Annotated in this window: 11 protein-coding genes; 7 read left to right on the top strand and 4 right to left on the bottom strand. The window is 67.8% G+C overall.

Annotation, left to right across the window (positions count from 1 at the left end; genetic code table 11):
* Positions 1 to 291 precede the first annotated feature (291 nt).
* Positions 292 to 1,203, bottom strand: coding sequence for a glycosyltransferase family 2 protein (locus tag ACFW3F_RS20100; RefSeq protein WP_388060509.1), 912 nt, complete (start codon positions 1,201 to 1,203; stop codon positions 292 to 294).
* 410 nt (positions 1,204 to 1,613) lie between these two features.
* Here ACFW3F_RS20100 and ACFW3F_RS20095 point away from each other — a divergent pair, with 410 nt between their 5' ends.
* Together ACFW3F_RS20095 and ACFW3F_RS20090 are read left to right on the top strand one after the other, a co-directional pair.
* The gene (locus ACFW3F_RS20095) at positions 1,614 to 2,948 is read left to right on the top strand and encodes a lipopolysaccharide biosynthesis protein (protein ID WP_388060507.1); all 1,335 of its coding nucleotides are present in this window, start codon (positions 1,614 to 1,616) and stop codon (positions 2,946 to 2,948) included.
* Complete coding sequence (locus ACFW3F_RS20090; protein WP_388060506.1) at positions 2,945 to 5,566, top strand: alpha/beta fold hydrolase; 2,622 nt, start codon at positions 2,945 to 2,947, stop codon at positions 5,564 to 5,566. The genes ACFW3F_RS20095 and ACFW3F_RS20090 overlap by 4 nt, the downstream gene beginning before the upstream one ends.
* A 15-nt stretch (positions 5,567 to 5,581) precedes the next feature.
* Here ACFW3F_RS20090 and mshD read toward each other — a convergent pair whose 3' ends face one another.
* Both mshD and ACFW3F_RS20080 read right to left on the bottom strand, forming a co-directional pair.
* The gene (gene mshD / locus ACFW3F_RS20085) at positions 5,582 to 6,499 is read right to left on the bottom strand and encodes a mycothiol synthase (protein ID WP_388060504.1); all 918 of its coding nucleotides are present in this window, start codon (positions 6,497 to 6,499) and stop codon (positions 5,582 to 5,584) included.
* A complete protein-coding gene (locus ACFW3F_RS20080) occupies positions 6,480 to 7,295 on the bottom strand; it encodes a winged helix-turn-helix domain-containing protein (protein ID WP_388060502.1) in 816 nt (271 codons plus the stop codon). Before ACFW3F_RS20080 ends, mshD begins: the two co-directional genes overlap by 20 nt.
* A gap of 212 nt (positions 7,296 to 7,507) precedes the next feature.
* Between ACFW3F_RS20080 and ACFW3F_RS20075 the strand changes: the two genes are divergently transcribed.
* The 4 genes from ACFW3F_RS20075 to ACFW3F_RS20060 all read left to right on the top strand — a co-directional run bounded on the left by ACFW3F_RS20075 (position 7,508) and on the right by ACFW3F_RS20060 (position 10,839).
* Positions 7,508 to 8,365, top strand: coding sequence for an LmeA family phospholipid-binding protein (locus tag ACFW3F_RS20075; RefSeq protein WP_388060500.1), 858 nt, complete (start codon positions 7,508 to 7,510; stop codon positions 8,363 to 8,365).
* Positions 8,366 to 8,777: 412 nt separating this feature from the next.
* Positions 8,778 to 9,617 (top strand): sulfurtransferase, encoded by an 840-nt coding sequence (locus ACFW3F_RS20070; RefSeq protein WP_388060498.1) that lies wholly within the window; start codon positions 8,778 to 8,780, stop codon positions 9,615 to 9,617.
* Positions 9,618 to 9,622: 5 nt separating this feature from the next.
* Complete coding sequence (locus ACFW3F_RS20065; RefSeq protein ID WP_388060496.1) at positions 9,623 to 9,928, top strand: DUF1416 domain-containing protein; 306 nt, start codon at positions 9,623 to 9,625, stop codon at positions 9,926 to 9,928.
* A 200-nt stretch (positions 9,929 to 10,128) separates the two neighbouring features.
* Complete coding sequence (locus ACFW3F_RS20060; protein WP_388060494.1) at positions 10,129 to 10,839, top strand: FABP family protein; 711 nt, start codon at positions 10,129 to 10,131, stop codon at positions 10,837 to 10,839.
* Between the two features lie 474 nt (positions 10,840 to 11,313).
* On the opposite strand, the gene ACFW3F_RS20055 is transcribed toward ACFW3F_RS20060, so the two are convergent.
* Positions 11,314 to 12,234, bottom strand: coding sequence for a hypothetical protein (locus ACFW3F_RS20055; RefSeq protein WP_388060492.1), 921 nt, complete (start codon positions 12,232 to 12,234; stop codon positions 11,314 to 11,316).
* 192 nt (positions 12,235 to 12,426) lie between these two features.
* Here ACFW3F_RS20055 and ACFW3F_RS20050 point away from each other — a divergent pair, with 192 nt between their 5' ends.
* Positions 12,427 to 13,668, top strand: a complete 1,242-nt coding sequence (locus ACFW3F_RS20050; protein WP_388060490.1) for a cytochrome P450 — start codon at positions 12,427 to 12,429, stop codon at positions 13,666 to 13,668.

Genomic DNA, 13,668 nt, shown 5'->3' with positions numbered 1-13,668 from the left:
GTGAGACACGTTGCTACACCCTTCGTGGCTCGCTTCGCTCGCACCTCAGGGAGCAAGGGGTTCCTCCGCTCCCTGAGGTGCGAGGAGCGCAAGCGACGAGGCCCCCTGAGGTGCGAGGAGCGCAAGCGACGAGGCCCCCTGAGGTGTGAGGAGCGCAAGCGACGAGCCCCTCTGCTTCTGACACCCAGACCTCAGGCCGACCGCCTCATGCGAAACGCCGGCGACCATCGGGTCACCGGCGTTTCGTCACGCGTGGTTTCTACCGTTGCGGCAGAGGGTCTCTCGGTCCAGTCAGCGGAGAGCCGACGCCTTGGCGTCGCGGTGCAACCGACGCTCGAAGCCGATGGTCCGAAGCACGCGCATACCGTCGGTCAGCGCGTTGAGGTTGCTGCGTCCGTGGATTCGCTTGGATTCCCGGCTGCCGACTTCGCGGATCTTCAGGCCGCTGCGGGCCATACGCACGTTGATGATCGTCTCGATCTCGAATCCGTCGCCCCACTGCGGTTCGTCGAAGTCGGTGAGCGGAAGGTCGAGCACCTCGAGGTGTCGGCGCCAGAATGCGTTGTAGCCGTAGCAGAGATCGGCGAACGAGGTGGCGAAGATCCGGTTCACGAGCCAGTTCAGCCCCTTGTTGCCGGCGCGGCGGAAAGCGGTGATGTCGTCGCTGTGGCCACCCAGGGAGAATCGGCTGCCCTTGGCGAGGTCGGAACCCGCCACGAGCGCCCCGACGAAGTCGGGGATCTCCGCAGGGTCGGTGGAGCCGTCGGCATCGATCATGACGATGATGTCGCCGGTGGCCACCTCGAAGCCGCACGCGAGAGCGTTCCCCTTCCCCGATCGGGTCTGCGAGACGATCGTGGCGTCGGGCCACAATGACCGCGCGACGTCGACCGTTCCATCGACCGACGCACCGTCGACGACGACGATCTGGTCCACGGGCGGCATCCGCTCGGCCACGTACGGCAGGTTGAGCGCTTCGTTCCGCGTCGGGATGACCACGGTGACAGTCGGTCTCGCCGTCTCCACGACCTGCGAGACCGCGCCGATCTCGACGACCTCCACGATCTCCGGGCGGGACTGCGACGTCTCCGCGCCCCCTGGCCGATGGACGTCGAGCTCGTTCTCGAACTCGGTCATGTCGTCGAGCACCGCCGGCTCGGCACCCCCCGTGCCGTTCTCCGCGTCGATCAAGTCTGCCACCATTCCTCCAGCGCGATTCGCGTCATCATTGAGCCATGAAGCGCCCCCCTTGACGCCCAGCCCGATGAGCATAACCAGTAAGGTAAGCCTTCTCTTACTTTGTGATCAGGTTCATACGAACCGCCTAAATCGGACTCGCGCAGGCGGAGTCGGGATCATTTGCCCCAACCCCCGCCCGGCGGTGTTACGCCCTGTCGCCGACACCGAATCCCGCGACGTCGAATGGAAGCGGGCTTCAGGATAGGCTACCCTCATCTCGGATCCGCGCGCCCTGCCAGATTCACCAGACCGCCGGATCAATGATCGGAGATGTCAGTGTTCGACGCGCACATGCCGTCTCGACGATCCTTCGACCACTGCGATGTCGCTCGCGCGGCAGTCACGGCGACCGCACACAGATTCGGGGCCCGGCCGTGACCGTCACCCAGCGTCGCATCCGGACGCGTCGGGGGCTCACCAGGAACCCGGGCCGTCTACTCGGCGACCAGACGGGCGTGGGCCTCAACATCATGGCCGTCATGACGTCGAGCCTTGCGACCGGTGTGCTGGGATTCGTCTTCTGGACCATCGCCGCGCGTGGCTACACCACCGCCGAAGTGGGCCGGGCGTCGGCGCTCATCACCTCGGCAACCCTGCTGGCCACCCTGTCGAATCTCAGCATCGGCAGTCTCTACGAACGCTTCCTGCCGGTCGCGGGAGGCAATGCGCCCCGGATCATCGCATCGGGACGTCTGGTGATCATCGGTGCCGCACTTCTGCTCGGCCTCGGTTTCGTTCTCCTCGGGCCGGTGGATTCCCTGTTCATGAGTCCGTGGGAGACCTGGCTCTTCCCGCTCTTCGTGGCCGTCCTCGGCATCTTCGCCATCCAGGACCAGACGCTCATCGGCCTGGGCCGGTCGCGGACCGTCGCCACCAAGAACATCTCCCAGTCGACCATCAAACTGGTCCTGGTGACGGCGTTCATCCCGATCGCCACCGGCTTCGCCGTCTTCTGGGCCTGGGTTCTGCCCGCGGCGGTGATCGCTGCGTGGGTCGGCCTGAGCGCGATCCGCCGCACCGCCCGGTCGATGACCGGCCCGGGCACACTGCCGCGGCCGGGTGAGATCGCCCAGTTCTATGCCGGCTCACTGGGTATCACGGCCGTCGGGGTGGTCGTGCCGCTCATCGTGCCGCTGGTCATCGTGGCGCGCCTGGGTACCGAGATGAACGCTTACTTCTCGATCTGCTGGCTGGTCGTCAACACCGCGGCGATCCTCCTGCACGCGACCTCGGCGCCCTTCGTGGCGACCGCCGCGGAGCCCGACGCCGATCTCCGGTCGGCCACCCTCCGGTTCATCGCCCTGTGCGGCGGCGCCGGGGTCATCGGCTGTGTCGTGCTGTTCGTCACCGCGCCCTGGATTCTCGCGATCATGGGACCCCAGTACGCCGACGAGGGCACCGATCTGATCCGTCTGATGGCGCTCACCCTGCCGACCGTGTCGTTCGTGACGATCTACACCGCCCTGGCGCGCGTTCGCCGAAAGCTCCGGCTCGCGGTCGGCGTGCAGGGCGTGTTCGGCGTGATCGTGCTGTGCGGCATCGTCTTCGGCGCCGATCAGTGGGGCATCATCGGCGTCGGCTATGTCTACCTCACGGCCAACGTCGCCGTCGTGATCCTGCTACTCGTACCCGGCCTCCGGCTCATCCGCCGGGCCCTGACCCCCACCACCACTGCTGCCGAGCTCTCGGCGAGGACGACCACACCATGACCATCGACACCACGCGTGGCCTCGTCGCCGCGATACCCGCCACCGAGTCCGGCACCACCCAACCCGAGTTGGGCGGTGGCCTGGCGCATGCGATCACCGCGGCCGCCGACCGCTACGGGGACGCGATCGCACTCCGCCTGCAGGGCACCGAGATCAGCTATCGCGCACTCCTCGACACCGCGAGGGGCGTCGCCGCCACGATCCGGGAGCTGCAACCCGCCGAACGTGGTCCGGTGGTCGTCCAGCTCGGCCTGTCGCCGGACACCGTCGCCGTGGTCCTCGGCGTCTTCCTGACGCGGCGGCCGCTGGTCACGCTCGACACGGCGCTGCCCGCGGACCGGATCGATGCGATCCTCGCCGCGCTGCGGACGCACGGTCGGCCCCCGGGACTTGCCATCGCCGACGCCGATCACCTGAACCGGCTGCGCGACTGCGGAACCCGGATCGGATTGCCGGTCGCGGCGACGTTCGACGTCCTGGTCGGCACCCCGTCGGCACCGGACACCACCGAGCCGGGCGGCACACCGCTGCCATCCGACGCGGCCTTCGAGGTCGCGAACATCCAGTTCACGTCGGGGTCCACCGGCGCTCCCAAGGGCGTACTGCAACCGGGAGCCATGTGGCTGTGCGACTCGATGTTCATGCGGGAGCGTTTCGGGCTCGATCACCGCCTGCGCGTCGCCCTGTGCATGCCGATCAGTTTCGGCGGGGGGCTCAACGCCCTGCTGGGCTCACTGCTGAGCGGGTGCGATGTCCTCGTCGCCGACCCGCGGCAGGGTACGCCGACGGACATGCTCGACATGATCGCGGCGGATGAGATCCACACCGTCTTCCTCACCCCGTCCCTGCTGCGCACCCTGGTCCGCGCGAGTTCGTCCGGCACCGTCCACCCCGCGTGGTCGACGTTGCAGCGGATCATCACCACCGGCGAGCCTCTCACCGGTGAATCCGCCACCGCCACACTCGTACTGGCACCGCAGGCGACGGTCACCAACTGGGCCGGTTCCTCGGAGACCTACGCGATCGGGCACCTCGACGTCCGCGCCGGGGACCCCGCCCGAAGCGGGCCGCTACCCGCCGGAACCCCGGCACTCCACAAGGCGGTGACGATCGACCCGTCCGGGCGGGTGTCGATCTCGTCCCGCTACATCGCTCTCGGTTACCTCGACCCCGCCGGCGACGCAGGCCGGTTCTCCGTCACCGACGACGGGGTACGCACGTTCCACTCCGGCGACAAGGGCCGGTTCGACGGAGACGACCTGATCCTGCTCGGTCGCGCCGACGATGCGGTGAAGATCCGCGGTTACCTCGTCGAACCGGCGGAGGTGAGCGCGGCACTCCTACGGGAGGGCGATCTTTCCGAGGCCGTCGTGATCGCGCGCGAGACATCCGGCGAAACAGTCGAATTGATTGCCTACGTGGTCCCCGAGGGAAGTCGGCGCACGCCGCCGACCGCCGCGCTGCGTGCCCGGCTGCGTGACGCGCTGCCGCCGTGGATGGTCCCGGCGCACATCGTCGAACTGTCCGACCTGCCCCGCAACGCCCGCGGCAAGGTGGATCGCACGGCCCTGCCCGAGCCGCAACGCCACATCGACCCGGTCACAGGCGAACTCGAGACATCCGTCGCCGCGATCTGGACGCGTGAACTCGCACTGGACGTCGTCGGACGGAACGAGAACATCTACGCGCTGGGCGCGGATTCGCTGACGATCCAGCAAATCATGGTGCGCCTGAATTCCTCTCACGGCGTGTCCCTCACCCAGTCCGACATGGCCTCGGCACCGACTGTCGCGGAACTCGCGACGATCCTCGCCGCGCGCACCGTCGGGTCGGGTACGGGATCGCGGACCCGGCGAGACACCCGCCTGGCACCCACGACGATCCCATTGCGCCGGGGAGACGGACGCACCGTCTTCTGTTTCACCGGTGCGGGCGCCTCGGCCCTCACCTTCGTGCCCTTCGCCGACCGAATCGGCGAACTCGACGGAGTCGGACCGGTTTTCGCGTTCGCGCCGCACGGCCTGGACACCCGCGGGATTCCCGACTGGACCGTCAACGCCGCCGTGCGCCGTCACCTTCGGGACCTGCGCCGAATCCAGCCCGAGGGGCCCTACATCCTCGTCGGCCACTCATTGGGGGGATTCATCGCCCTGGAAGCAGCGCGGCGGCTCGAGGCAGACGGACAGCGCGTCGACCTCGTCGTCGTGGTGGACACGTTCGTCCCGCCTCGCATTCTGCATCGCGCCAAGCGTGCCGACCCCTCCCTCACCACTGCACCGGTGTACGAACCGCTCCCCCGCAGAGAATTGTGGCGACGCCGTATTCGAGTCCCGCTCGCCGGTGTGGTCAAGACCTCGCCGACCGCCGACGCGCAGGCCCTCGAGGAACTGGGCGTCCGGGTCGCGCGTCTGCATCGTCCCCGCCCGTATTCGGGCCGCGTACTGGTGGTGCAGGGCAGCGAGAACCGTGACGACCCGTCGGTCTGGCGGCGTCACATCGTGACCGGTGACGTCGACGTCCTCCGGCTCGACTGCAATCATCTGTCCGTCGTGCGTGAACCCCACATCGGCGACATCGTCGACGCCATCGGCGCCACCCTGGGCGGCCGGGAGTCGTGACGCGAACCGGCAGACTCAGCCGTAGGCGACGTCGACGGCGTATCGGGTGAATCCGAGCCGCTCGTAGGTGTGCAGCGCGGCGACGTTGTCACCCTCCACATAGAGGTTGATCTCCGAGACACCGCGACGCGCGAGATGGTGTAGTCCGGCGAGGGTGAGCAGCCGGCCCAGCCCGCGGCCCTGCGCCGCGGGATCGACGCCGACGATGTAGACCTCGCCGAGATCCGCGTCATGTCGCTTGGTCCAGTGGAATCCGAGAAGCTTGTCCGCACCGTCGTCGGCGCGGTCGAAAGCGAGGAACAGTCCCTCCGGATCGAACCAGTCCGCGTCGACCCGTTCGCGGATCTGGTCCGGCGACCAGCCCCCCTGCTCGGGGTGCCAGTCGAAGGCCGCGTTGTTCACGCGCAAGATCTCGGCGTCGTCGGATGGTCCGGCATAGGTTCGCAGTTCGACCGTCGGATCGACGACCAGTTCGGGGAGGTCGTGACCGGCCCCGACCGGGCGTCGCAACTGCAGCAGTTCACGACGCTTCGTCAGACCCATGGACGCGGCGAGCGCCACCGCACCGGGTAGGTCGCCGTGCGCCCACACCCGCACCCCGGACCCCGACTCGGCGGCGGGGACGGCGTTGAATGCCGCGTCGAGCAATGCCCGACCATGTCCCTCCCGCCGACGCGCCGGGTCGATGACCGCCTCGATCATGGCGGGCTCGTCGTCACGACCGGGAACGATGACGGCATATCCCGCCGGCGACCAGACATGAACGACCGGTGATCCCTCGGGGGCGTCGATGGCGCTGACCGCACCCTCCGAGAGCGGTGCGACCCCGTCGGACGCTGTCGCGTCGCGCACCAGACGGTGGGCCAGGTCCGCGACGTCGTCGGGCAGGGCGCCTCGCTGCACCTGCAGGTCATCAGTTCCCGGCGCTGGCACTGAACTCCTCGTCGAAGGGATCGGGACCGTCGAGAGCGTCGTCGTAGTCCGCGTGGCCGGAGGCCACCGGACCGGGACCCGCCGGCTCGTCGTCCGACAGGTCGGGGTCGGCGACCGCGGCCCGCCCGCGCGTCGGCCGCACGGCCTTGTATCCCACGTTGCGGACGGTGCCGATCAGCGATTCGTGCTCGCTACCGAGCTTGGCGCGGAGTCGCCGGACGTGCACGTCGACCGTGCGGGTGCCGCCGAAGAAGTCGTACCCCCACACCTCCTGCAGCAGCTGCGCCCTGGTGAACACCCGACCGGCGTTCTGCGCCAAGTACTTCAGGAGTTCGAACTCCTTGTAGGTGAGGTCGAGCGGACGACCCCGCAGGCGCGCGGTGTAGGTCCCCTCGTCGATGACCAGTTCACCCAGCGTGACCTTGCCCGAGGACTCCTCCGCCGCGACCCCTCGGGTGCGCACCACGAGCAGGCGCAGACGGGCGTCGAGCTCCGCCGGGCCGGTACCCGGCAGCAGGAATTCATCGATGCCCCAGTCCGCGTTGACCGCGACGAGTCCGCCCTCGGTCAGCACCGCGGCGACCGGCACCGACGAACCGGTACTGCCCAGGAGGCGGCACAATCCGCGGGCCGCGGCCAGGTCGGCGCGCGCGTCGACCAGGGCCACATCGGCGTTCCCCGCCTCCATGAGTGACGACACCTCGGTCGGAGCGGTCCGCACCGTATGCGCGAGCAGCGACAACGACGGCAAGACCGACTCCGGATTCGGGTCGGCCGTCAACAACAAGAGATCCACCAAGCACTCCGATCTCGTTCGTCCCCGTCCCGGACCATCCAGATCGCTCACCACGACGTGAACGCCACCCGCACGTGGGCTCGGCGTTTGTTTACGCCGCCTTACCAACGTGTGCGAGATAGGTGACAGAATAGCGCCACCGGGGCGGTTGGCTGTTAACAAGGCGACCTCGACCGCCCGATGACGACGACGGGGAGGGTGATCGGCCGAGTATGCCGCGCATCCGGAAAGTGCTCGTCATCGGTGTGGTCGTCGCCCTGGCCGCGGTGGGTGTCGCGGTCGGCGTCGACGTCGGGGCCGCCGTCCGTGCGGAGTATCAGCTCTCCCGCGCCCTCGCCGAATCCCCCCGCGTGACTTTCGATCCCGAGGTCACGATCGCGGGTTTCCCGTTCAGCTCGCGGAAGTCCGACGGTCGGTTCGCGGGCGCCACGATCGCCGCGCGCGGGGTCGAACTGCCGGGATGCGAGCCCGTACGCGGTGTCTGCCGCGGCGAACTGGGGGCTTCACTCGGCCCGTTCGACGTCGCCGACGGCAGCGGTTTCGCCGCGAGTGATGTTCTCCACACCAGCTCGATTTCGGCCTACACCCGCCTCGACGCCGTCACTCTGGCTCGCTATCTGCGCATCGTCGACCTGACCGTCAGCACCCCGGGCCCGGATGGCAGGGCGGGCGCCGGCGGCCCCCAGGACGGCATCGTCACTCGCGAGAGCGGCGTCGTGTTCACCGGCACGGTCGCGCTCCCACCCCACGACGGCCTCGATCCCGCCGATCCGCCCTCGGCGTCGGCCTACGACGGCCCGAAGGTGCGGGTGAGTGTGTCCGTCGACCTGTCCGTCGTCGACGGCGCGCTGGACATCCGGGCCACCGGCTTCTACACAGGTCCCGAACGCCACGTCGATGCCGACGTCCCGTCCGAACTGCGCACGGCGGTACTCGACCGGTTCAGCATGACGCTCCCCCGCCTGCCGATGGCCTGGGATGTCGAGGCCCAGCGCGCGGAGAGTTTCGGCGGCGACGTCCAACTCGTCGGCGATTCCGGCCCGAGGTCGGTCCGCCCCGACCGCTTCTGACAGCCACCCGAGGACACTCTGAGCAGTTCAGACCGGTTCCTGGTGGCACCGGCGGCAAAGCACCCCGGCCGTTGGGCCCACCATCGGCTCTGTTGTACCCTCGTGGTCATGCAGCAGCGCCGTGAGTACTTGCTCACACGACGCCGGGCGATCGACTTCTGTCGCGTCGCCGACTGTTGTTGTCGCACTCGCCGTTGACGGTGTGACCATCCGTACTGCGTGAGCAGTCGGGCGCCCACATCGTCGATGAGGACGGGGGCGTCTCCACCGAGGTCTGAATCCTCGATTCCGTGCGCCGTCCCCCGCGCTCATCATCTCCGCCGAGAACGCGGGAATCCCTTTCGCGCCTCACTGTTTCCACCATCTCCATCTGATCGACGACCATCACAGATCCACTGGAAAGGACACCGCCATGGCACGTTCCGACGTCCTGGTCAGCACCGAATGGGCTGAGCAGAACCTCAATGCCGACAAGACCGTCTTCGTCGAGGTCGACGAGGACACCTCGGCCTACGACGGCGGCCACATCGCCGGCGCCATCAAGCTCGACTGGAAGACCGACCTGCAGGACGCGGTCCGCCGCGACTTCGTCGACGCCGAGCAGTTCGGCGCGCTGCTCTCCGAGCGTGGAATCGCCAACGACGACATCGTGATCCTCTACGGCGGCAACAACAACTGGTTCGCCGCGTACGCCTACTGGTACTTCAAGCTGTACGGCCACAACGACGTCAAGCTGCTCGACGGCGGCCGCAAGAAGTGGGAACTCGACGGCCGCCCGCTGTCCAGCGACCCGGTCAGCCGCCCGGCCACCGAGTACAAGGCCGCCGAGCCCGACCTCAGCATCCGCGCATTCCGCGACGAGGTCGTCGACGCCATCAACGTCAAGAACCTCGTCGACGTGCGCAGCCCGGATGAGTTCTCGGGCAAGATCCTCGCGCCGGCCCACCTCCCGCAGGAGCAGAGCCAACGTCCCGGCCACATCCCCGGCGCGATCAGCGTGCCGTGGAGCAAGGCAGCCAACGAGGACGGCACGTTCAAGTCCGACGAGGAGCTCGCGGAGCTCTACGGCGAGGCCGGCCTCGACGGCTCGAAGGACACCATCGCCTACTGCCGCATCGGCGAGCGCTCCAGCCACACCTGGTTCGTCCTGAAGGAACTGCTCGGCCACCAGAACGTCAAGAACTACGACGGCAGCTGGACCGAATACGGCTCGCTGATCGGTGTCCCGATCGAACTCGGAGAAGGAAAGTAAGAGATATGTGTGCTGCACCCAAGCAGGGACAGAAGCTGCCCGCGGGCGTCGACGTCGAGAAGGAGACCGTCCTGACCGGACAGGTCACCGACGGCTCGGGTTCGCCCGTCGCCGGCGCCTTCGTGCGTCTGCTCGACTCGACCGGTGAGTTCACCGCCGAGGTCGTGGCATCGCCGACCGGCGACTTCCGTTTCTTCGCCGCCCCCGGCACCTGGACGCTGCGCGCCCTGTCCGCGGTGGGCAACGGCGACGTGTCGATCAGTCCCGAGGGCCCCGGCATCCACGAGAAGGACATCACCGTCTCGAAGTGATGCCACGCACGACCCGACAGCCCGGTCACCGCACTCGCGGTGACCGGGCTGTCTCGTTCCGGCCCCGCGGAACGTCCTGGCCGGGCCGGGGTTAGAATTTCTCTCGTGGTCCTCTTCTTCGAAATCCTGCTGATCCTGGCCGCCGTGCTGATCACCTGGTTCGGTGTCTACACCCTGTACCGCCTGGTGACCGACGAGTCGTGACGTCCCCGTCCGACGGCACGACGGCCGACGGCCCGAGCGACTCGGAACCAGCCGGCGACGGGTCGACCGACGCACTCTCCGAACCCCGCCGGTCCGGTGACGCGGCGATCAGCCAGGCCGAGGCGCGCGCCGTCGAGTCCGGAAGCCGCGAACGCAACGTCCCCACGTGGGACGATCTGCCGCTGCCCGCCGACACCGCCAACCTGCGTCTCGGTGCCGATCTCCACCCCGGCCTGCTCGCCGTCCTGCCGCTGGTCGGCGTATGGCGTGGCGAGGGCGAGGGGCACGATCCCGAGACCGACACCGACTACCACTTCGCCCAGCAGATCGTCGTCTCCCATGACGGTCAGAACTTCCTCTCCTGGGAATCCCGCTCATGGGTGATCGACGAGGACGCCGCTTATCGGCGGCCCGACCTCCGTGAATCCGGGTTCTGGCGGGTCGCCGAGGACGACACGATCGAGCTGCTCCTCGCACACGCCGAGGGCTCGGTCGAACTCTTCTACGGCACCCCGCTGAACCAGACCACCTGGGAACTCGCCACCGACGTCGTCATCAAGGCGGAGTCCGGCCGGCGCACCGGCGGCGCCAAGCGTCTATATGGACTCGTCGCCGACGGCGACCTCGCCTACGTCGAGGAGCGTGTCGACGCCGACGGCGACCTCACGCCGCGACTGTCCGCCAAACTCCGCCGCCACGTCGGCTGAACCACCTCAGCGATCGGCCCGGACGAGGTACGTCACGAGGCCCTTCGTGGCTCGCTTCGCTCGCACCTCAGGGAGCGCGGGTCGGCTCGCTCCCGGCGGCCGCAACACCAACCCCGCTCGCCTCGCCCCCGGCGGCCGCAACACCAACCCCGCTCGCCTCGCTCCCGGCGGCCGCAACACCAACCCCGCTCGCTTCGCTCCCGGCGGCACGGTCCCCTGCTCCCCGAACCGAAAACCTACATAACTGCTGTTCCCTGGTCCGAAAGACGCGACGCCCCCATCGCTCCCTAATCCGAAAGAACCGCATAACCCCTGCTCCCTGGGGTGCGAGGAGCGCAAGCGACGAGCCACGAAGGGCCTGGTGAGACACGTTGCTACACCCTTCGTGGCTCGCTTCGCTCGCACCTCAGGGAGCATGGATTTCGGACACTCACGAGTGTTCTTTCGTGGTCCACGACGGCCGCTAGGCCGGAGCTACTGAGGTGCGAGGAGCGAAAGCGACGAGCCACGAAGGGTCCGCCGATCCGAGAACGCCATGTACAGATTCCGTCTCGGTAGTGCGCTGTACACGGGCGATCCCAGCATGACGACGACCGAGCCGTAGGCGGTCGCCTCCCCTGGGCGCCCCGACCAGCCGGGATGCACCGTCCCCGACGGCGACATGTACGGGCCGCGCCCGCTCGTTCCGCCGACACGGCGACCGACGACCGAGAACACCTCGGCTCGCGCGGAGTGCGGCGACAGTTCGAAAACCACCCGGTCACCCGGCGGACATTCGACGAAGGTGAGGTCCGTGCCGGATCGATGCACCACGCCGACCCAGTCGCGGCCCGAGTTGCGCACGATGAACGACGCGCCGCCCGTCCGGTACTGGTATGAGACGCCGTCCGCAGCGGCGTCGAGGACCTGTCGCCCGGACACCCCACCGTTCCACTCCGCGCTCCACGGGGTGAGGTACCGCTGATCGAGGAATTCGCGCAGGGTCGGGATCGGCATCGTCACCGGCACCACCCGTCCATCTCGCACCCACACCGCACCGAACAGCACCGGGCGGCCATCACCGGTCCGCGGCGCCTGGACGTAGGTGAGCGAATCACTCTCCGGTAGAACAACTTCCGATCCTGCAGGCATGATCTCGACGTGCGAGGCGCCGTCGACTCGGATGATCACGGCGGCCACCTCCTGCGCGCCACGGTTGTGGAGGGTGATGCGGGAATCGTCGACACCATCGACCGCGGAGGAGCCCACGGCATGGAACAGGCCGGCGGCATGCGGGTCGGCGAAGGCGAACCGCGGCGGCACGGCCGCACCGAAGTCCGGATCAGTTGGCCCCCAATACCTTTCGACAGATTCGAGCTCGCGGACATGGTCGGCGACCGCAGTGGTGGTTGACATCATTTCCTCGACTTCCGAGCTATCGGCCTGAGCCGTGGTGATACCCGAGTCCACCCCATACGACGGCAGATCTCGTGCGTAGTGCGCTACGCGAATCACCACCGCGAAGCGCCACCGCCGCCGGCGCCCTACTTGCCCATCTCGCACTACTACAATGTTGACACAATCAACCATATGACCTATCGATGAGACATGACATCGATTATGTCCAACCCGGCGTCGAGGTTCATCTTGCGTTCGGCGGAGACCTGGCGGGACCCTTTCGAGTGCTATCGCGCCCTGCGCGACGAAGCCCCGGTTCATCGGGTGGTCCCCGACGACAACCCGGACAGTGACTACTACGTGCTCAGTCGCTACGAGGATGTCGCCGCGGCGGCGATGAACTCGTCGGACTTCGTCTCCGGTGGCGGGCTGACCGTGACCTACAACGAGCTCGAGGCGATCGGCATGCAGGACAACCCGCCGATGGTGATGCTCGACCCGCCGGTGCACACGCGGTTCCGCAAACTCGTGTCCCGGGGATTCACCCCCACACAGGTCCGCGAAGTGGAGCCGCTGGTCCGAGAGTTCGTGCGAGACCGCTTGTCTCAGATACGTACCGGCGAAGATCTCAACATCGTCGAGCATCTGTTCAAGCCACTGCCATCCATGGTGGTGGCCCACTATCTGGGAGTGCCCGATCAGGACCGCGCACAGTTCGATCGATGGACAGAATCGATCGTGGGGGCCAATCCAGGTGGTGATCTCGCCGCGGCGATGGTCACCGCGGCCGACGCGGTCGGCGAGATGTCGGGCTACTTCGCCGGTCTCATCGAACGGCGAAGGGTCGAGCCCGGCGACGACACCGTCTCACACCTCGTCGCCGCCGGTCTCGCCGACAACCCCGACGACGATCCCAGTGGGTTGCTGTCGATTCTGGCGTTCACGTTCACCATGGTCGCCGGCGGCAATGACACGACAACCGGCATGCTCGGCGGGGCCGCTGAATTGCTGAGTACCCATCCCGACCAGCGCCGCGAACTCGTCGAACAGCCAGACCTCCTCCCCGAGGCCATCGAGGAGTTCCTACGACTCACCTCGCCGGTGCAGGGATTGGCTCGGATGACCAGCACCGACGTCGACGTCGCCGACCATTCGATCCCCCGCGGCCGCAAGGTCCTGCTGCTGTACGCATCAGCAAACCGCGACGAACGCCGGTGGGGCGACCACGCCGCAGACCTCGACATTCACCGGGCACCCCAACAGATCCTGACCTTCAGCAAGGGCGCGCATCACTGCCTGGGCGCGGCCGCGGCCCGCCTGCAGGCGCGTGTTGCCCTCGACGAGCTACTGGCCGCCTTCCCCGAGTTCGAAGTCGACGTCGCCGGAATCGAGTATGCCGAAGGCAATTACGTACGACGACCCACCGTCGTGCCCATGCGGATGAGCCGCTGA

Origin of the sequence: Gordonia sp. NPDC058843 (assembly GCF_042743165.1) — a bacterium.
Lineage (GTDB): Bacteria > Actinomycetota > Actinomycetes > Mycobacteriales > Mycobacteriaceae > Gordonia.
The sequence above is the reverse complement of the archived record's forward strand: the minus strand, read 5'-3'. Positions and strand labels throughout refer to the sequence as shown.